16 protein-coding genes and 1 pseudogene are annotated in these 19,211 nt (G+C 73.3%); 11 read left to right on the forward strand and 6 right to left on the reverse strand.

Annotated features, from left to right (window positions below; all coding sequences use genetic code 11):
* Nucleotides 1-142: 142 nt before the first annotated feature.
* The 3 genes from CF165_RS25660 to CF165_RS25670 are packed head-to-tail and all read left to right on the forward strand — an operon-like array spanning nucleotide 143 to nucleotide 3,017.
* Nucleotides 143-1,270, forward strand: coding sequence for a LolA-like protein (locus tag CF165_RS25660; RefSeq protein ID WP_093950119.1), 1,128 nt, complete (start codon nucleotides 143-145; stop codon nucleotides 1,268-1,270).
* Nucleotides 1,267-2,178, forward strand: coding sequence for an ABC transporter ATP-binding protein (locus tag CF165_RS25665; RefSeq protein WP_093950120.1), 912 nt, complete (start codon nucleotides 1,267-1,269; stop codon nucleotides 2,176-2,178). The genes CF165_RS25660 and CF165_RS25665 overlap by 4 nt, the downstream gene beginning before the upstream one ends.
* Nucleotides 2,175-3,017: an ABC transporter permease gene (locus tag CF165_RS25670; protein ID WP_093950121.1), complete on the forward strand. Its 843-nt coding sequence runs from the start codon at nucleotides 2,175-2,177 to the stop codon at nucleotides 3,015-3,017. Before CF165_RS25665 ends, CF165_RS25670 begins: the two co-directional genes overlap by 4 nt.
* Here CF165_RS25670 and CF165_RS25675 read toward each other — a convergent pair.
* Nucleotides 3,007-3,813 carry a lipase family alpha/beta hydrolase gene (locus CF165_RS25675; RefSeq protein WP_240521782.1) on the reverse strand — a complete coding sequence of 269 codons (807 nt, stop codon included), beginning with the start codon at nucleotides 3,811-3,813 and terminating at the stop codon, nucleotides 3,007-3,009. The two genes, CF165_RS25670 and CF165_RS25675, sit on opposite strands and share 11 nt — an antisense overlap.
* Nucleotides 3,814-4,106: 293 nt before the next feature.
* Nucleotides 4,107-4,991 (reverse strand): annotated as a pseudogene (locus CF165_RS25685) (EamA family transporter); the annotation flags it as partial.
* 77 nt (nucleotides 4,992-5,068) lie between these two features.
* Here CF165_RS25685 and CF165_RS25690 point away from each other — a divergent pair.
* On the forward strand, nucleotides 5,069-5,566 hold the full coding sequence (locus tag CF165_RS25690) for a MarR family winged helix-turn-helix transcriptional regulator (RefSeq protein WP_093950122.1): 498 nt from the start codon (nucleotides 5,069-5,071) through the stop codon (nucleotides 5,564-5,566).
* A 105-nt stretch (nucleotides 5,567-5,671) separates the two neighbouring features.
* Here CF165_RS25690 and CF165_RS25695 read toward each other — a convergent pair whose 3' ends face one another.
* Nucleotides 5,672-6,616 carry an MBL fold metallo-hydrolase gene (locus CF165_RS25695; RefSeq protein WP_093950123.1) on the reverse strand — a complete coding sequence of 315 codons (945 nt, stop codon included), beginning with the start codon at nucleotides 6,614-6,616 and terminating at the stop codon, nucleotides 5,672-5,674.
* A 375-nt stretch (nucleotides 6,617-6,991) separates the two neighbouring features.
* Here CF165_RS25695 and CF165_RS25700 point away from each other — a divergent pair, with 375 nt between their 5' ends.
* Genes CF165_RS25700 through CF165_RS25715 form a run of 4 tightly spaced genes read left to right on the forward strand, consistent with a single transcriptional unit; the run spans nucleotide 6,992 to nucleotide 10,827 of the window.
* Nucleotides 6,992-7,468 (forward strand): PTS sugar transporter subunit IIB, encoded by a 477-nt coding sequence (locus CF165_RS25700; RefSeq protein ID WP_093950124.1) that lies wholly within the window; start codon nucleotides 6,992-6,994, stop codon nucleotides 7,466-7,468.
* Between the two features lie 6 nt (nucleotides 7,469-7,474).
* The gene (locus CF165_RS25705) at nucleotides 7,475-9,091 is read left to right on the forward strand and encodes a PTS system mannose/fructose/sorbose family transporter subunit IID (protein ID WP_093950125.1); all 1,617 of its coding nucleotides are present in this window, start codon (nucleotides 7,475-7,477) and stop codon (nucleotides 9,089-9,091) included.
* 9 nt (nucleotides 9,092-9,100) lie between these two features.
* Nucleotides 9,101-9,499, forward strand: a complete 399-nt coding sequence (locus tag CF165_RS25710) for a PTS sugar transporter subunit IIA (protein ID WP_093950126.1) — start codon at nucleotides 9,101-9,103, stop codon at nucleotides 9,497-9,499.
* A complete protein-coding gene (locus tag CF165_RS25715; RefSeq protein WP_093950127.1) occupies nucleotides 9,496-10,827 on the forward strand; it encodes a hypothetical protein in 1,332 nt (443 codons plus the stop codon). Before CF165_RS25710 ends, CF165_RS25715 begins: the two co-directional genes overlap by 4 nt.
* On the opposite strand, the gene CF165_RS25720 is transcribed toward CF165_RS25715, so the two are convergent.
* Both CF165_RS25720 and CF165_RS25725 read right to left on the reverse strand, forming a co-directional pair.
* On the reverse strand, nucleotides 10,824-11,591 hold the full coding sequence (locus tag CF165_RS25720) for a GntR family transcriptional regulator (RefSeq protein WP_093950128.1): 768 nt from the start codon (nucleotides 11,589-11,591) through the stop codon (nucleotides 10,824-10,826). The two genes, CF165_RS25715 and CF165_RS25720, sit on opposite strands and share 4 nt — an antisense overlap.
* A gap of 48 nt (nucleotides 11,592-11,639) precedes the next feature.
* Nucleotides 11,640-14,717, reverse strand: coding sequence for an AfsR/SARP family transcriptional regulator (locus CF165_RS25725; protein WP_093950129.1), 3,078 nt, complete (start codon nucleotides 14,715-14,717; stop codon nucleotides 11,640-11,642).
* 87 nt (nucleotides 14,718-14,804) lie between these two features.
* Between CF165_RS25725 and CF165_RS25730 the strand changes: the two genes are divergently transcribed.
* Nucleotides 14,805-15,428: a thioesterase II family protein gene (locus tag CF165_RS25730; RefSeq protein ID WP_093950130.1), complete on the forward strand. Its 624-nt coding sequence runs from the start codon at nucleotides 14,805-14,807 to the stop codon at nucleotides 15,426-15,428.
* Between the two features lie 30 nt (nucleotides 15,429-15,458).
* Nucleotides 15,459-16,694 carry an MFS transporter gene (locus tag CF165_RS25735; RefSeq protein ID WP_093950131.1) on the forward strand — a complete coding sequence of 412 codons (1,236 nt, stop codon included), beginning with the start codon at nucleotides 15,459-15,461 and terminating at the stop codon, nucleotides 16,692-16,694.
* A gap of 9 nt (nucleotides 16,695-16,703) precedes the next feature.
* Here the strand turns inward: CF165_RS25735 and CF165_RS25740 are convergent, their stop codons facing one another.
* Nucleotides 16,704-17,747, reverse strand: coding sequence for a Shedu anti-phage system protein SduA domain-containing protein (locus CF165_RS25740; RefSeq protein WP_093950132.1), 1,044 nt, complete (start codon nucleotides 17,745-17,747; stop codon nucleotides 16,704-16,706).
* 289 nt (nucleotides 17,748-18,036) lie between these two features.
* Between CF165_RS25740 and CF165_RS25745 the strand changes: the two genes are divergently transcribed.
* Complete coding sequence (locus tag CF165_RS25745; RefSeq protein ID WP_093950133.1) at nucleotides 18,037-19,014, forward strand: ABC transporter substrate-binding protein; 978 nt, start codon at nucleotides 18,037-18,039, stop codon at nucleotides 19,012-19,014.
* Nucleotides 19,015-19,211 lie beyond the last annotated feature (197 nt).

The following is a 19,211-nucleotide window of genomic DNA, read 5'->3' on the forward strand; positions in this document are numbered from 1 at the left end:
AGAACCCGCGAGAGGTGCGGGGTGTGCGAAGGACCGGAGCGGGAACTAGCTCAGGACAGCAGCGTGAACGGGCGTCGTCACCCTTCGACCATAGCCCGGGTCCCGGTTCCATGGCGTACAAAGGACGATGAGGTGATGCCGGATGACGCCCTCGGTGGTGCGGCACGAGAAGCGGCGCCGGTGGGCGGTCGTCGCCGCCGTGGCCGCGGTGCTCGTGTCCGCGCCGTCGGTCGTCGCCGCGCTCGCCCCGGCCGGAGCGGCGGCCGATCCGGCCCGGTTGCGCACCCTCGTCCTCGACTCCGCCGGACGGCCGTACCAGGGTTACGCCGAAAGCACCGGTTCGCTCGCCCTGCCGGAGCTGCCGAACCTCGGCGCCGTCACCGCGCTCTTCTCCATGAAGACGCCGATGCGCGCGTGGTACGCCGGGCCCGACCGCTACCGCGTCGACATCCTCGGGACCGCCGGCGAGCACGACGTCTACCGGCTGCCCGACGGCGAATACACGTGGGACTACGGCGACAACACGCTGACCGAGCTGATCGGCGAGCCGGCCGTGCGGCTCCCGCGCGGCGGGGACCTCCTGCCGCCCGAGCTCGCCCGGCGGATCCTCCGGGCCGCCGGGAACGACCCGGTGAGCGCGCTCCCCGGACGGAACGTCGCCGGGGTCGCCGCGTCCGGGCTCCGGCTCGTCCCCGCCGACCCGGACACGACGATCGGGCAGGTCGACGTCTGGGCGGACCCGGCGACCGGCGTGGCCGTGCGGGTCGAGCTGACCGCCCGTGGGCAGCGCGCGCCGATCCTCGTCACCGAGTTCCGGGAGCTGGCGCAGACGACGCCGGTCGTCGAGGCGCCGCGGCCCGCGCTCGGGTCCGGGTTCACCGTGGCGAGTGCCCCGGACGTCTCGAACGTGCTCGGTGCGATGGGCGAGGTGCTGTTGCCGGCGAAGCTCGCCGGCCGCCCGGTGACGTCGTCGAGCTTCGGCGGGATCGAGGGCGCCGCGCTCTACGGCTCCGGGCTCGCGTCGTTCGCCGTGATCGCCGTGCCGCGCACCGTCGCCGCGGCGGCCGGTGACGCCGCGGGCAAGGCCGGCGGGGTGCAGGTCAAGCTGGCCGCCGGCACCGTGGTGCAGCTGTCGATCACGCCGTTGTCCCTGGGCATCGTCCGCTCGGCCGTCTCCCGCCGCTCGTACCTGCTGGCCGGGACGGTGACCCCGGACGTCCTGAAGTCCGTGGCCGACGAGCTGTCCCGGCTGCGCCGGAGCGGCCGATGATCGTCACGCGCGGGCTGACCAAGCGGTACGGCACCACGGTGGCCGTCGACGCCGTGGACCTCGAAGTCCGCGAAGGCGACCGCTACGGCTTCCTCGGCCCGAACGGCTCGGGCAAGACCACCCTCGTCCGGATGCTGCTCGGCCTGGTCTACGCCACCACCGGCGAGATCGAAGTGCTCGGGAAGCCGGTGCCGAAACGGGTCGCCGAGGTGCTGCCCGAAGTCGGTGCGCTCGTCGAGGGCCCGGCCGCGTACCCGCACCTGTCCGGACGGCGGAACCTGGCGCTGCTCGACGCCGCCGGGCGTGGCGGCGGGCGGCGCACGCGACGTCGTCGCATCGACGAAGCCCTCGAGCAGGTGGGGCTCGGCGGGGTCGACCAGCGGCCGGTGAAGGCGTACTCGCTCGGCATGCGGCAACGGCTGGGGCTGGCCGGCGCGCTGCTGCGGCGGCCCCGGCTGCTCATCCTCGACGAGCCGACCAACGGCCTCGACCCGCAGGGCATCAAGGAGATCCGGGAACTGCTGGTGGCGCTGAACGCGGGCGGCACCACGGTGTTCCTGTCCAGTCACCTGCTGGCCGAGGTGGAGCAGCTGTGCACCCGCGTCGGCGTCGTCGACCGCGGACGGCTCGTGCTCGAGGACGACCTGGCCACGCTGCGGGCGGCGACCGGCCGGGTGCTGGTCGGCACACCGGACGCGACCGCGGCGGCCGCCGTCCTCGACGGGCAGCTCGAGGCCCGCGACGGCGACCGGCTGGTCATCCGGCACGGCGACCCGGCGGCGCTCAACGCGCTGCTCGTCGGCGCGGGGGTGCGCGTGACGTCCATCCACGCCGAGCAGCGGACGCTGGAACAGGTCGTCCTCGACGTGACAGGTCCGGGCTCGGACCGGTTCGGGGCGGGGCGATGATCGGCGTCGAACTGCGGAAGCTCGCGCTGCGGCCGCGGGTGTGGGTCAGCGTGGTGCTGCTGTGCCTGCTGCCCGCGATCGTCGGCGTCTTCCTGGCGACGGCTGACTTCGCGCCGCCGCCCGGGCAGGGCGGGGCGTTCCTGTCGGCGGTGGTGAACGACGGCGCGCTGTACCCGGCCGCCGCGCTCGCGCTCGTGCTGCCGCTGTTCCTTCCGATCGCGGTCGCGGTGGTCGCGGGCGACGCGATCGCGGGCGAGGCCGCCGGCGGGACGCTGCGGTACCTGCTGGTGCGCCCGGTCGGGCGGACCCGGCTGCTGGGCGCGAAGATGGTGGCGCTGGCCGTCTACGTGACCGCGGCGATCGTCATCGTCGTGCTGACTTCGCTGGTGCTCGGGGTGTTCCTGTTCGGCACCGGCGGCACTCCGGGCGTGGCCGGCCCGGGCGGGCAGCCGTCCGGCGTGACGTCGTTGTCGGGGCAGTCGCTCAGCTCGTCCGCGCTCGGCCTGCGGCTGCTGGGCGCGGTGACCTACATCGTGGTGTCGATGCTGGGGTTCGCCGCGATCACCGTGTTCCTCTCGACGGTGACCGACTCCGCGCTCGGGGCCGCACTGGGCGGGCTCGCCGTGCTGATCATCAGCTCGGTGCTGGAGGCCCTCGACGCGGCCGCGTCCGTGAAGCCCTACTTACCGACGCACTACTGGCTGTCGTGGATCGACTTCTTCCGCGATCCGGTGCTGTGGCGCAACATCGACCAGGGGCTGCTGCTGCAGGCCGGCTACATCGTGGTGTTCTTCGGCGCGGCGTGGGCGAACTTCGCGACGAAGGACGTCACGAGCTGAGGCAGTCCGTGGGGACTTCGATCGGGCTGGTACCGAGGGCCTGGAGGACGAGCTCGGTGACGGCCGGGTCCATGGGCAGGTCGCCGTGGGCCGCCTCGTTGCCGGGGCAGATCTGCTGCAGGGCGACGTTGACCGCGCCGTCGACCCGGGCGGAGTCCGGCGGGGTGACCGTCTCGTCCCGGTCGGTCCAGATCGACAGCCACGGCAGGGTCGGCGGGATCGGTTCCTTCGCCAGCTCCTGAAGGAGGCTGCTGCCCGACGCGAGCTGGACGCACGCGGCCGGGCACGCGCCGGGGACGAGCGCGCTGCCCGCCGTGGCCAGCCCGGTGCCGTGCATCGGCGCGCCGAGCGTCACCACCCGGCGGGCCTGGTGGGCGCCGCCCTCGCGGCTGACCCACAGCCGGGCCACGACCCCGCCCGCGGAGTACCCGATGACGTCGACCGACGGCGCCCCCTGCTCGTACGCCCGTTCGACGGCCGCGGCGAGGACGGCGGCCTGTTCCACCAGGTCGCCGGTGCCGTCCCCGGCCAGGGTGAGCACCTCGGCGGTGCGGCCGGTGGCCTGCCGGATCCGCGCGGCGAGCTCGTCGAGCGCCCCCTGGCCGCCGCCGTAACCGGGCACGAGCAGTACCGGGCCGGGCCGGTTCTGGTCCGGCGTCCCGGCCTCCGGCGCGGCTTTCGCTCCGGAGGTGGCGACGACGGCGGCGGCGACCACGGCCACCACGGCCACCGCGACGCTGCTCAGCATCAAGCGCCGCCGCGGGCTGAGTCCGCCCCACCAGGCCGTGATCCGCACGGTTCCATGATGACCCCGCCGAGGTCACAACGGCGTGCGGGAACCGGGCCGGACTCCGCCGATCCGGTGAGCCGCTGAACCGGGTGTGCGGCGGAGGGCGTGTGCCCGGCGGGAGTGGTGAGAGGGAATCGGGGTGAGCCGATCATGCGCGTGCGGACCGCGGTGCTCGTCGTACCGGTGCTCGTGGTGGAGCTGGTCGCCTGCGGGCAGCCGGGGGTGGAGGTGAAGGGCCGGGCGGTGCCCGTGCCGTCGAGTACCGGCGTGCCCGCGTGCGCGTGGCTCGGGGATACGCCGGTGGTGAAGGGCGGCTTCGCCGGCTGACGCCGCCCGGTCCGCCGCTGGGCGAACACCACGGCGGCGAGCACGATCGCGGCGCCGAGCAGCTGCCACGCCGTCAGCCGCTGGCCGAGCACCAGCCAGCCCAGCAGGGTCGCGACGACCGGGCTCAGCAGGCCGAGGAACGTCACGTGCGTCGCGGCCAGCGCGCGGATCCCGCGGAACCACAAGGCGTACGCGATCGCGGCACCGATCAGCGCGAGGTAGCCGTAGCCCGCCAGGTTCGCGCCGGACAGCGACGGCGGGGGAGCGCCTTCGACGGCCAGGGCGACCGGCACGAGCACCAGCCCGCCCGCGACGAGCTGCCAGCCGGTCGTGGCCAGCAGCGGCGCGGGGGACGTCCAGCGCTTGCTCAGCACGACGCCGGTGGCCATCACGACCGCGCCGCCGGCCGCGGCGGCGACGCCGAGCGCGTCGAGCCGGGCGTCGGACTGCAGGACCAGCAGGCTGACCCCGAGCACCCCGGCGACGCCGGCGAGCACGGTCCGGCGGTTCAGGCGTTCGCCGAGGAGACCGGTCGACAGGCCCGCGACGATCAGCGGCTGCAGGGCGCCGAGCGTGGCGGCGACCCCGCCGGGCAGCCGGTAGGCGGCGACGAACAGCAAGGCCAGGAAGGCGCCGATGTTGAGGGTGCCCAGCACGAGCGAGCGCCACCACCAGTCGCCCTGGGGCAGGCGGCGGGTGAGCGCGACCAGCAGCAGCCCGGCGGGCAGGGCGCGGATCACCGCGGCGAGCAGGGGGCGGCCGGGTGGCAGGAACTCGGTCGTGACGAGGTAGGTGGTGCCCCAGATGGCCGGGGCGAGGGCGGTGACGAGGATGAGGGCGAACCGGTTGTTTAGCACTAAGGTAGATTACCTCAGCGCTAAAGTAGATCGCTACTGTCTCACTTACCGCTAAGGCATCCGTTACGCTGAGGGCCATGGCCGACCACGTGGACCGGGTCCTGGAGCAGTGGCACGCCGAGCGTCCCGACCTCGACGTATCCCCCATGGGGGTGATCGGCCGGCTGAGCCGGCTGAGCGTGCTGGTCGACGCGGAGCTGCGCCGCACGTTCGCCCGCCACGGCCTGGACCGCTCCAGCTTCGACGTCCTCGCGACCCTGCGCCGCAGCGGACCGCCCTACCGGCTGACCCCGACCGAGCTGATGCGCTCGGCCATGGTCACGTCCGGGGCCGTCACCCAGCGGCTCGACAAGCTGGAGGCCCGCGGGCTGGTCAAGCGCACCCCGGACGAGGCGGACGGCCGCGGGGTGCGGGTCGAGCTGACCGACGCCGGCGGCGAGCTGATCGACCGGGTCCTGCCGGACCACGTGGAAACCGAGCACCGCATCCTGGCCGCGCTGGGTGCCGGCGAGCGCGACGAACTGGCCGCGACGCTGCGCACGCTGCTGGAAAGCCTGGGCGGCGCGGGCTCTTGAGGAACTCGTGCCGGTGCCGGTGGCGATGTCGTGAACGACTCGTTCACGACCTCCGACGACATGAACGAGTCGTTCATGACGTCCGGGCCGGGCCGGGAGCGGAGGCTAGGAGATCTGCCGGACCGGTTCGCGGTCCAGCAGGTAGTCGAGGTCGATGCGGCCGCCCGCCGCCGCGAGGACCGCGTCGATCGCGAGGTCGACGTCGAGCTTGCGGCCGTGCTGGTCGGCGTAGGCGCGCATCAGGTTGCCGACGTGCCGTTCCGGGTTGCGCCACCCCGGCCACCGCAGCGACGCCTGCTTCGCCAGCTTCGTGAAGTCGGACTGGCGCGCGGTCGCCTCCAGCAGCCACTCCAGGTAGACGCGCATCGCGTGGAAGGCGGTGTGGCCCGGGGTCGCCACCGGGCCGTGGCCGGGGACCACGGTGCGCGGCCGGAACGTGTCCTGGAGCCAGGCGAGCGCGTCGAGCCAGCCGGGGATCGAGCCGTGCACCGCCACCGGCGTGCTGCCGATGAACACCAGGTCGCCGGTGAACAGCGTGCCCGACCGCGGCTCGTGCACCACCAGGTCGCCCGCCGTGTGCGCGACGCCCGGCACGGCCACCACGTCGGCGGCCGCGCCGCCGAGGTCGAGGCGCTGCCGGCCGCTCACCGGCCGCACCGCGTCCGGCTCCGGTGGCTCCAGCACGCCCCACCGGGTGCAGGTGAAGACGTTGCCGTAGGTCTGCGGGCCCGCCTTGACCAGTTCGACGCTGCCCGGCGCGGCCAGTGCCGTCCCGCCGTCACGCAGGGCGACGCCGAGGCCGTTGTGGTGCTCGCCGTGCGCGTGGGTGATGACGACGGTGAGCTCGACCTCGCCCGCGTACTTGCGGACGTCGCGCAGCAGTTCCAGGGTCGCCGACTCGGTGCCGCAGGTGTCGATCAGCGCGACGCCGTCGCTGCCCTGGATCCAGCCGCTGTTCGCGACGAACCAGTCGGCCGGGCTCTTCACGTACGCCACCACTCCCGGCCGCGCGTGCCGGAGCGGGACGATGTTCGATCTGACGGCCGGCATGGTTCCTCCCCTGAAGTGACGAAGCGGTTAACGACGGTGGCCGGGCCAGGTTGCGCTTTCTCCGGGAACGTTCCGGGCCGGGGGAGGCCTCCGGTCATTCTTTCGAATTTCGGTCGGTTGAACGGTAGATAATTTTCTCCGGCCGATCATCGGCGCAGGTCTTGACAGTCGATCTCGACCGTCCATACTGGTATATACCTTTATGGGAGGGTCCGGGAAACAACGAGGGGGCTTCGCGCTCGCGGGCCGACGGCAGGTCTGAGGGGTCCTACCGTCGGCCGCGCGAAGCCGTTGGCGCGGGCACCGGTCACGGGTCGTGTTGACACAGATACTGGTACGAACCAGTATGTCTCCTTGCCGGCCGGGAGGAGACACATGGCGGGGGCACACGTCCGGATCGACAACCGGCTCATCCACGGTCAGGTCACCGTCGCGTGGACCCGGCGGCTCGGCGTGCGCCGGCTGCTCGTCTGCAACGACGACGTCGCCGCCGACGACCTGCAGCGGATGCTGCTCCCGCAGGCCGCCCGAGGTCTCCCGACCGACGTGCTGTCGGTCGCCGGCACACTGGCCGCGCCCGCCGGCCCGGGCGTCATGATCATCGCGCAGCACCCCGAGGACGCCTTCCGCCTCGTCGAAGGCGGGCTGCGGCCCGAGGTCGTCAACGTCGGCAACGTCGCGCCGCGGCCGGGCGTCACCTACACGATGGTGACGCGCTCGATCGCGGTCACCGCGGACGAGGCCGACGCCTACCGGAAGCTCGCCGCGGCGGGCATCCCGCTGGTCACCCAGCTGATGCCGCAGGACAAGCCGACCGAATTCGTCCCGTTGCTCGACCGGAAAGGGCTCTAGCCCCGCATGCTCGTCGCGTTGGCCCTGACCATCTGGGCGATCTACTGCACCTACGACGGGCTCGGCCCGTTCCTCATCTACGCCCAGCGCCCGCTGATCGCCGGCTCGGTGGCCGGGCTGATCACCGGGCACCCGCTGCTCGGCCTGCTGATCGGCGCGACGCTGGAGCTGGCCGCCCTCGGCGTCTACACCTACGGCGGCGCCACCATCCCGGACTACCAGACCGGCGCGATCGTCGGCACCGCGCTGGCCGCGGGCGCCGCCGGCGAGGTGTCCGCGCAGGCCGCGATCGGGATCGGTGTCGGGCTGCCGGCGGCGATCCTGCTGGCCGCGCTGGACCCGGTCGGCAAGATGGTCACCACCGCGCTGGTGCACCGGGCCGATGGCTACGCCGCCGATGGCAACGCGCGCGGCCTCGCGATGATCCACTGGGTCAGCCTGGTCCCGTGGGTCGCGGTGCGCGCCATCCCGACGTTCCTCGCCGCGCTCGCCGCGTCCGGCGGGCTGGTCAAGGACATCACCGCGAGCATCCCCGCCGGGTTCGTGCAGGGCATGACGCTGGCCGGGTCGCTGCTGCCGGCGGTCGGCTTCGCGCTGCTGCTCGGCATGATGGAGCTGTCGAAGTACTGGTACCTGCTGCTGATCGGGTTCGTCGGGTTCGCCTACCTGCACCTGCCGGTCCTGGGGGTCGCGCTCGTCGGGGTCGCCGTCGCGATGCTGTTCGTGACGCTCAAGCGCGACGAGCCCGTGCTCGTGGTGCCCGAGGCGGCCGACGACGAGCCCTCCGCCGACCCGCGGCTGACCAAGCAGGACCTGCGCCGGGCGTTCCGCCGGTACTTCTGGTCGAGCCAGATCTCCTGGAACTACGAACGGATGCAGGCGCTCGGGTTCGCGTATTCGATGGAACCGGTGCTGCGCCGGCTCTACCCGGACAAGGCGGACTACGCCGCCGGCCTGCAGCGGCACCTCCAGTTCTTCAACACCTCGGTGCTGGTCGGCGGCCCACTGATCCTCGGCTCCACGGTCGCGCTGGAGGAGGCGGGCACGCCGAAGTCGGCCGCGAGCACGAAGGTCGCCCTGATGGGGCCCATGGCCGGGATCGGCGACACCGTCGTCTTCGCGCTGTACAACAGCATCGTCTTCACCATGGGCGCGTCGTGGGCGCTGCAGGGCAACTGGCTCGGCCCGGTCTTCGCCGCCGTGATGGTGCTGGTTCCGTACGCGCTCGTGCGGCGCTGGCAGTTCGGGTTCGCCTACCGCGAGGGCAAGCGGCTGGCCGGGCACCTCGCCGCCGGCGCGCTCGCCCGCGTCGCGCAGGGCGCGACCGTGCTCGGTTTCGTCGTGCTCGGCGGGTTCATCCCGTCGATCGTCAAGGTCGTCACCACGCTGACCTACCGGCAGACCACCACGGTCCAGGGGCAGCCGGTGACCCAGTCCGTGGCCATCCAGGCCCGGCTCGACGAACTGCTGCCGTTCCTGCTCCCGGTGCTGGTCACCGCCGGGGTCTACCTGCTGACGGTCAAGGCGCGGCTGCGGCCGGTCTGGGTCATCGGCATCGTCGTCGTCGCCGGGGTCATCCTGGGGTGGCTCGGCTGGTTCGCGCCTGCCCCGGCGAAGAGTTAGGAGTCCGCCATGACCGTCCCGATCATCCTTGCCGGGCACGGCCGCCTGCCTTCCGGCGTCGGGGAAGCCGCCGAGATGATCCTCGGCCCGCAGGCCCGGCTGAAGGTCTGCGAGCTGCGGCCGCACGAGAGCCCGGACGAGTTCGGCGCGCACGTGCTCGCGCTGGCCGGCGACGCCGCCGAAGTGCTGGTCCTCGCCGATCTGCACGGCGGCTCGCCGTTCAACACCGTCCGCGCGCTCGCCGCCGCGCCCGCCACGCGCCCGCGCATGGAGCTGGTGTCGGGGCTGAACCTGCCGATGCTGCTGGAAGTCCTGCTGCACACGACCGGCGACGTCACCGAGCTGGCCGGGGTGGCTCGCGCCGCCGGCCGCGACGGCGTCGTCGACGTCCTGGAATCGACCTGGTGACCGCCGCGCTGATGCTCGCCGCGCAGGACGTCCGGATCACGCCGGGACCCGGGCACCCGCTCGGGGGCTACCTGGCCCGGCACGGCGTCGCGACCGGGACGCACGACGACCTCGAGGCGTCGCTGATCTGGCTGTCCACCGAGGACGATCCCGGCGTGCTGTGGGTGGCGCTGGACGCGCTGGCGGTCGACGCCGGTCTCACCAGCACCCTGGCCGACGCGGTCGCCGCGGCGGTGGGCATCGGCCCGGAGCGGGTGCTGGTCTGCGCTTCGCACACGCATTCCGGGCCCGAAGGCTGGACCGGGCCGCTGCACCCCGGGCTGCCGGGGCAGCGCGACCCGGGGCTGGTCGGCCGCATGGCGGAGAAGGTCACCGGCGCCGCGCTGCGGCTGCGGGCGTGCCGCGAGCGGGTCCGCGCCCGCTGGCACGCGGGTTCGACGGAAGCCGTCGGCGGCAACCGCTACCGGCCGGACGGGCCGCACGACACGTCGTTCGGGGTGCTCGAGCTGCGCCGCGACGACGGATCGCCGGCCGCGCTGCTGTTCGACTACGCCAGCCACCCCACCGTGCTCGGCCCCGACAACCTCACCTGGTCGGCGGACTGGCCGGGCGCGACGCGCCGCGAGCTGGCCACGCTGGTCGGGCAGCCGGTCGCGGCCTTCCTGCAGGGCGCGGCGGGCGATGCCAGCTCGAGGTTCGTGCGGCGCGGCCGCAACCACGAGGAGGTCCGCACGCTCGGCGGCCACCTCGCGACGTCGATCGCGCGCACCCTCGCCGAGGCGGGGGCTCCGTCGCCGTCGGCGACCGGTCCGGTCCGGCTGACCCGTTCGACGCTGCACCTGCCATACCGGGACGTGCCGTCCCTGGAGGACAGCGTGGAGCTGCGCGAGGCGGCCGAGGCGGAGTGGCAGCGCGAACTGGCCAGCCACGGCGAGGACCACCCGGCCGTCCGGATCGCGCAGACCCGGTACGAGGGGTGCGCGATGCTCGCCGGGATGGCGGCCAGCAACCCGCCGACCGGCTGCGCCGAAGTGCCGGTCACCGTGGTGTCGCTCGGGGAGATCGCCTGGCTGCACACGCCGTTCGAGCTGTTCGCGTCGCTGGGGCTGCGGATCCGGCGGGGCAGCCCGTTCCGGCACACGCGGGTGATCGGCTACACCGACGGCTACCTCGGCTACCTGCCCGACGCCGAGGGGCATCGGGAGGGCATTTACGAGTCCTACGTGACGCTGTTCCGCCCGGAGGCCGCGGACGTGCTGGTGGAGCACTGTCTCAAGCAGCTGCGGGCCCACCACCTCAGCCGCGTCACGAGTGAGCGCCGGGGCTAAGCCGGGCTGCGCCGCGCCTGGGTGAAGACGGTGTAGCGGTCCGCGCGGTAGAGCGACCGGCCCGCCTCGATGACGCCGCCGCTCTGGTCGTGCAGGGTGCCTTCGATGATCAGGCACGGCTGGGTGGCTTCGATGCCGAGCAGGGCGGCGTCGCCCGAGTTCGGCAGCACCGCCGAAATCGCCGTGTCGTTCCACTCCGCGCGCACGCCCCAGCGCTCCTCGATCGTGCGGTGCAGGGACTCGGTTTCCCAGTCGAACAGCTCGATGCCGGGGAACCGGTCGACCGACAGGTTGGTGCGCTCGACCGCGAACGGCTCGTTTTCGACGAAGCGGAGGCGTTCCAGCCGGAACACCCGCGCGCCCGGTGGCACGTTCAGCCGCCCGGCGATGCGCGGGCCCGCGCTCTCCACCTCCGCGTGCAGCACCTTCGTCTTCGGCACCACGCCGCGGGCCTGCATGTCCTCGGTGAACGAGGTCAGCATGTCGATGTGCGCCGCCTGGCGTTCCGCGGTGAACGTCGCGGTGCCGTGCTGGCGGTACAGGACGCCGTCCGCGACGAGCCGGTTGATCTCCTGCCGGACGGTGCCGCGGGCGACCCCGAAGTGCTCGGCGAGGAACCGTTCCGACGGCATCAGCCTGCCGGGACCCGCCTCCGTCGCGACGCTCTCCAGGATCTCTCGGAGCTGGTCGCCCTTCGGCCGCCCCGGCTGCAGCGCGTCCGGGAGGCGCAGATCGCTCGCGGCAACGTGTTTCGGACGGGGCATGACCTCAGTATGTCGCGCCGCGGGTGCGGGGGTAACACCCGCCGGGGCTCATCCGGTGGCGCGATCGGCCAGACGGGCCAGGAACCGCTCGGCGAAGGCTTCGCCGGTGACGTGCCCGACAGCGTGGTAGCGGGCGCGGGACTCGCGGGCCGTGCCGTCGGCGAGCCTCCACCGGCCCGCCGCGGCCTCGACCGCGGCCAGCCCCAGCAGGGCCTCCGCCTCCACCACGCGGAACCCGCCCGCCCGCGCCGCGTCGAGCGCCGTCCGCGCGTGTTCGCCGGCTTCGCCAGGGCGGCCGCCGGCGGCGAGGACCCGCGCGAGCGTCGCGGACGCCTCCGCCAGCTGGCCCCGCAGCCCCGACTCCGCGGTCAGTTCCCTGGCCTCGCGCAGGACGCGCTCCGCGGCGCCGAGGTCGTCCCGTGCCTCTTCCGCCCGGCCCAGCGCGATCAGCACGGCCGCCTCGACCTGCCGGTCGCCGTCGCGGCGGACGCACTCCAGCGCCGCCTCCGCCGTCGCCACCGCCGAGGCGTGCTCCCCGCGGGCGATCTGCAGCGCGCTCACCGCGTTCAGCGCGGTGGCCTCGCCGAAGCTGGACCCCAGGTCGCGGAACGCCCGCAACGCCTGGTCGAGGACGTCTCCCGATTCCGCGAGCCGTCCCGTGGCGAGCAGCACCCAGCCGAGGTCGGCGAGGTTCGCGGCCTCCCAGAACGCGAGGTCTTCCTTGCGGGCCAGCGCGATCGCCTCGACCAGGCAGTCTTCGGCCTGCTCCAGGCGGCCCAGCTGCCGGTAGTGGCAGCTCAGCGAGTTCAGCGCGAGTGCCTCGCCCGAGCGGTTGGCCAGCTCGCGGAACAGCTGGATCGCGCGCCGGCTGTGTTCGACGGCCTCCGCCAGCCTGCCGGTCCACTCCAGCATCGACCCGAGGTTCGCGACCGCCGTGGCCTCGCACTGCCGCCAGCCGCACGCCCGGCTGGCGAGCACCGCCTTCTCCGAGTGCCGGATGCCCGCTTCGTGCTGGCCTTCGCGGAAGTACGCGCCGCCGATGGACAGCTGCACGAGCGCTTCGGCGGGCCGGGCGCCGCGCTCCTGCGCCGCGCGGAGCACGATCGGGGCCAGCTCGAGCCATTCCGCGCGGCGGCCGTGGTCGTGGAAGAACCGCCGCAGCGCGTCGGCGAGGTACCAGGCGCCGGGGTAGGGCCCGCGCGTCGCGGCCTGCCGCAGCGCGGCCGACAGGTTCGGCACCTCGACGTCCAGCCAGGCCACGGCCTCGGCGGCGTCGCCGAAGACGATCGGGCTCGGCGCCGACGGCGCGTCTTCGCGGGGGAGCGCCACGATCCGCGCGCCGAGCAACGCGACCGCCGCGTCCGCCGCCGCGCAGTAGCCGGTGAACAGCCGCTCCCACGCCGCGTCCCGCGCGGTCTCGTCCTCCTCGGCGAGGACGCACTGCTCGGCGTAGCGCCGGGCGAGGTCGTGGAACCGGTAGCGGCGGGGTGCGTGCGCCTCGAGGAGGTTCGCCGCGATCAGCCCGCGCATCCGCCGGGTCGCCTCCTCGGCGGGCACCGCCAGCAGGGCCGCCGCCGCGACCGCCGTGAAGTCGGCCCCCGGCACCAGCGCGAGCAGCCGGAACGCGTGCCGCAGCACCGGCGGCAGCGCCTGGTAGGACACCGAAAAGGCCTTGGCGACGGCGCTTTCCCCCGCCCCGTCGAAGCCGAGCTGGGCCAGGGGATCGCCGCGCAGCTCGTCGACCAGCTCCCCGATACTGGCGACCCCGGTGTTCGCCGCGGCGATCCGCAGGGCCAGCGGGTGGTGCCCGCACAGGCGGGCCAGTTCGGCCGCGGCTTCCGGCTCGGCGGCCGCCCGGTCGCCGAGCAGGGCGGTCAGCAGCTCCCGGGAGTCCTCCTCGCGCAGCTGCGTCAGGCCCAGCGACCGCGCGCCGGTCCGGGCGACCAGCTCGTCGAGCCGGTGGCGGCTGGTCACCAGCACCCGGCCGGACGACGGCAGCAGCGGCAGCACCTGGGCGGTGTCGCGGGCGTTGTCCAGCACCACCAGCGCCTGCCGGTCGGCGAGCAGCGACCGGTAGAGCTTGCTCTGGTCGTCGAGGCCCGGCGGCACGTCCCGCAGGTCGACGCCGAGGGTCCGCAGCAGCTGAGCGAGCGCGGCGGCGGGGGTGAGCGGCTCGTCGTCGGCGTCGAAGCCGCGCAGGTTCACGTACAGCTGGCCGTCGGGGTAGCGCTCCCGCGCGGTGTGGGCCCAGTGCACGGCCAGCGCGGTCTTGCCGACGCCCGCGGTGCCCGTGATCACCCAGACTTCGCCGGGTTCGCCGAGCGCGGCCAGCTCCGGCGCCCGGCCGGTGAACCCCCGGACGTCCAGCGGCAGTTCGGCGGGCCGCGGCGCGACCGGCGCCGGCGTGGGTTCGCCTTCGCCACGCAGGATGCGCAGCCGCAGGTCCTGCAGGGCCTGGCCGGGTTCGATGCCCAGCTCGTCCACCAGCAGGTCGTGCGCCCGCGTGTACGTCTCCAGCGCTTCCGGGCTGCGGCCGCAGCGGTGCAGCGCGAGCATCAGCGCGCCGCGGAGCCGTTCGCGGAACGGGTACTCCTCGACGAGCTGCCGCAGCTCGCCGACCACTTCGCCGTGCCGTCCCGAAGCCAGCTCCTGCTCGTACAGCTCCTCCAGCACGACGAGACGGCGTTCGGCCAGCGCCGGGCCTTCGCGCTCGGTCAGCTCGTCGCTCGCCCCGCCGAGCGGGGTGCCGTCCCACAGGGCCAGCGCGGCCCGCAGGTGCGCGACGGCGGCCGGCCCGGCGGTCGCCCTGGCCTTGGCGACCTCGTCGTCGAACACGTCGAGGTCGCGGTCGCCGGGTGCGGCCTCGATGACGTAGCCGGGAGCGCGTCGCACGATGACGTCGCGGCCGAGGAGCTTCCGCAGCTCGGAGATGTGCACCTGGAGCCGCCCGCGGACGCTCGGCGGCGCGTTCTCGCCCCAGGTCAGGTCGATGAGCCGGTCTTCGCTGACCACGCGGTTCGGGTTCAGCAGGAGCGCGGCCAGCACGGACGTCTGTTTCTGGCCGCCGGGACGGACCGGGCCCGTGTCGCCGAGGACCGTGACGGGTCCGAGCAGGCGGTAGCGCACGTGTTGCCCCCCGGAAGGCGGACCGAAGCGGAACGGAAGTGCCGTGGCCGACCCTATCCCCGGACACGAGGGACGGGAGGTCACGGGGTGGACCGAGACGACGGGGCGCGCTTGTTGTTCGTCTGTTTCCCGGACGCGGGCGAAGCCGCGGGCCGCTACCGGGCCTGGCGCGATCCGCGGATCTCCGTGCAGGTGGTCGAGCTGCCGGGCCGCGGCGAGCGCCGTGACGAGCACCCGTACCGGGACATGTGGCTGCTGGTGGAGTCCTTGGCCGCGGAACTGGCCGACGTGCTCGCCCGCCCGCACGTCCTGTTCGGGGCCGGGCTCGGCGCGCTCGTCGCGTACCGGCTGGCGCAGCGGCGGGTGGCCGCGGGACTGGGGGTCCCGCGGGCACTCGTCGTGGCGCACCAGGCACCGCCCGCCCGGGTCGCGCGGGCGGTGCCGGAACAGGCGGAACGCGCCGACGTGAGCCTGCTGATGAGCGACGCGCACGTCCCGGTGGCGCCGCCCCTGCCGTGCCCGATCCGCGGGTTCGGCGACCCGCAGGTGATGACCGGCTGGGGTGAGCACACGGGCGCCGGGTTCGTGCTCGCCCCGGCGCGAACGCGGGACAGCGCCGCCCTGCTGCGCGACGCGGTCCTGCGTTCCGCCTACCTGATCTCCGCCATGGCCGGGCGGGAGCCGGAGCCGGACACGCCACCAAACCTGTAAGCACTGTTACAATCTGCGCGTGGTCCGGCCATGCCCCTGACACGCGCTCTCGTCGATCTCACGCCGCTTCGCACCTCACCGCCGTTCCGGCGGCTCTGGCTGGGCCGGGTCTTCTCCGGCTTCGGCGGCCAGATGACCCTCGTCGCCGTGATGTTCCAGGTCTGGGAGCAGACCCGGAGCACCGTGTGGACCGGGGCCGTCGGGCTCGCCCAGGCCCTGCCCGTGATCGTGTTCGGGTTGTCCGCCGGGACGCTCGTGGACCGCGTCGACCGGCGGAAGTTCGCCCTCGTCACCACGGCGGGCCAAGCCGCCTGCTCGGTTCTGCTGGCCGTGCAAGGGTTTCTCGGTGACGTCCCGGTCGCGGCCGTCCTCGGGCTGGTGGCCGTCCAGTCCTGTTTCGTCGCGGGCGGTGGCCCGGTCGCGCGCACCTTCGTCCCGCGGCTGCTGCCGCCGGACCAGCTGCCCGCCGGGCTCGCGCTGAACCGGATCGCCTTCCAGGGCGCCATGCTGCTCGGCCCGGCGCTCGGCGGGCTCCTCCTCGGCTGGTTCGGCGTCGGCGGCTGCTACCTCGTCGACGCGCTCACCTTCGGCATGGCCTTCTACGGCGTGATCGGGCTCCCGCCCATGCTGCCCGGCGGCGAACCGGCGCGGCCCGGGCTGCGCGGCGTTCTCGACGGGCTCGCCTTCCTGCTGCGGACGCCGGTCGTGCGGGGCGCGCTGCTCACCGACCTCGCCGCGACGGTCCTGTCCATGCCGATCAGCCTCTTCCCGCTGGTCAACGCCGAACGCTTCGACGGCGACCCGCGCACGCTGGGCCTGTTCCTCTCGGCGATCGCGGTCGGCGGGGTGGCCGCGTCGGTGTTCTCCGGGACGTTCACCCGGCTGCCCCGGCCGGGCCGGGTGATGCTCGCCGGCTCACTCGCCTGGGGTGGCGCGCTCACGGGGTTCGGGCTGGCACCGGATCCGTGGCTCGGCCTGGCCTGCCTCGTCGCCGCGGGCGCCGCCGACACGGTCTCGGTGGTCACCCGCGGCGCGCTCGTCCAGCTCGCCACCCCCGACGCCCTGCTCGGCCGGGTCGCCGCGGCCGAGCAGATCGTCGGGCAGGCGGGCCCCGACCTCGGCAACCTCCGGGGCGGCCTGGTCGCGGGCGCCACGTCCGGCGCGTTCGCCCTGGTCAGCGGCGGTCTCCTCTGCGTCGTCGCGGTGGTGCTGGTCGGCGCGGCCACGCCCGGCCTTCGCCGTTTCACGACACCCGCCGCGAACTGACCCGGCGCGTCAACCGGCCGGGGACGGTGCCAGCTCGAGGGCCTTCTCTGCGCCCTGGATGAGGTCGGCGTAGGTGATCACCTCGACGCGGCTGAGGTGCGCGTTGTAGGTCCGGAGCGTCTCCGGGACGTGCTCGCGCAGCTCGGGGTCACCGAGGTGCTGGGGGTCGCCGATGACCACCGTCGCGAACGCGCGGCGGCACTCGATGCCCAGTTTCTGCTTGATGGTGTTGCGTTCCTCGTCCAGTTCGCGCAGGTAGTTCAGGGTTTGGCCGACGGCTTTGTTCACCTCGGGGCCGACGACGAAGAATTTGCGGTAAGGGACGATGAGATCCCGGATGCAGGCCCGTTTCAGCTCGACGACGTGGAGTGCGCCGTCGGCCCTGATCAGCGGGACGTCCAGCTGGGTCATGACGGCCAGCAACCGGCGTTTCGTCTTGTCGACGAACCTGCCGCCGAACATCCACCAGCTTTCCTCGAGGATCCGCTGGAATTCGTTCTCCTTGGCCGCCGGATCCCGGACGACTTCGGAAAGCGCCGTGATGACGTCCCGTTGTTTCGCGGCCTGGATGCCGTCGAGCAGCACCTGCCCGGCGCCGTGCGCGGACAGGATCCCGGCCGCGTTCGGGGCTTCCGCCAGCGCTTCGGCCAGCTGGGCCAATTGGCCCGCGTCGGCTTCCCCCGTTTGGACCTTTCGGATGACGGCCGAAAGCGAGGCATCGTTCTCGGCTCTCGGCTCCGGGGTGCCGAACCGGGCGGAAAGGAACCGGTGGAGTTCGCCGACCGCGGCGTCCTCGCACGTCCATTGGCTGGCGCCGGGCCTCAGGTCGAAACCGGAGTGGTCCGGTCGTGGTGTCCAGGAATTGGCGACGAGAATCAGTCTTCCGTCGTCGCCGCCGTCGGGGACGAACCAAAGCGTCGCGGTTTTGCAGACGTCTTCGCTTCGGTGGACGACCGCCGTGTCCACGTGTCGCCAGCCGTCCTCCGGCGCGGAGTTTTCGATCCTTTTCCTCAGTTCTTCGGCGGGGTCCGGTGCGTCCGGGGTGGAGGTCACATCAGCCAGTCGCGCCGCGAATCCGCCCTGTTACGGCGGTCGGGACCCCGCCCACCTGCGGTGGCGAGATCACGAGGACCCGAGCATTCCGGTGGGTTTGTTTCCTTGGTCGAACCAGTCCTGTCAGGGGGTCACCGTTCGCGTGCCCGTCACTCTTTCGCGTGACCAGGCTGTGACGTATTTCTCGGCAACGTATTTGCGGACCCGGAAATCGTCATCTACAGTCCGGCGAATCACGGCTCGACGAGCCGGATTCCGTGATCGAAAAGATTCTTTCTCCAGGAGAGCTATGCCCCATCGCGCCTCGCCCCGCCGGCTCGCCGCGCTCGCTCTCGTCGTCGCCGCGCTGCTGAGCGCGTGCAGCCAGCCGGGCCGTTCCACGGCCGCCGGCGACGTCGAAAAGCCGTCGATCCGCGTCGCGATCCTCACCACCGTCGACCTCGCGCCCCTGTGGCTGGCGCAGGAAGGCGGGTACTTCAAGGCCGAAGGCCTCGACGTGCAGACCGACGTCGGCACCAGCGGCCAGGAGACGCTGACCCGGATGACGAACGGCCAGGACGACCTCGCGCTGTCCACCTACACCCTGTTCTTCCTCGCGAAGAACAGCGGGACGGACGTGAAGCTGGTCAGCGACGGCACGTCGGCGAGCCCGCGCAGCAACGAGATCGTCACCGTGCCGAACTCGCCGGTGAAGACCGTGAGCGACCTGGGCGGCAAGCGGATCGCCATCAGTTCGAAGAACGCGGCTTCGGACGTGCTGACCCGGTCGGTGATGCGGGACCACGGCATCGAGACCGACAAGGTGCAGTGGGTGCCGATGCCGCTGCCCGAAATGGGCACCGCGCTGGCGCAGGGCCGGGTCGACGCGGCCTACCAGCCGGAACCGTTCCTCACCCAGGCCGCCAAGACGGCCGGGGCGTACCCCGTGGTCGACGCGGCCAGCGGCAGCACGCAGGCGTTCCCCCTCACCGGCTACGGCGCCACGGCCAAGTGGGCCCAGGAACACCCGAAGACGCTGCGGGCCTTCCAGCGCGCGATGCTCAACGCCACCCGCGCCGCGGTGGACCGGGCCCGGATCGAGCCCCTGGTCGTCCGCAACGCCCGGGTCGACCAGGACATCGCGAGCCTGATGGTGATGCCGGCCTTCGGGTCCACCTTGGACGCCCGCCGCATCCAGCGGGTGCCGGACCTGCTGCAGCAGCTGGGGGTCGTCCAGACGAAGATCGACGCCTCCTCGATGATCGCCCCGCAGGCCGGGACCGGCTGAGCGGAGGACGGGCCGCGAAGGGCGGGTGCGCGAACGCGCACCCGCCCTTCTTTGTGCCGTAAGGACTTTCCCGGCCGGGCGGGCTTCGCGAAATTTTCGGACCGGGTCACCGGGAGTCCGGTTTCGGCGGTTCGCACCTTGACACGACCGCCGTCGCAGCCCACCCTCTTCATACCGACCGCGCGGTACGGGTTGGT

This window comes from Amycolatopsis vastitatis (genome assembly GCF_002234595.1).
Classification (GTDB): Bacteria; Actinomycetota; Actinomycetes; order Mycobacteriales; family Pseudonocardiaceae; genus Amycolatopsis; species Amycolatopsis vastitatis.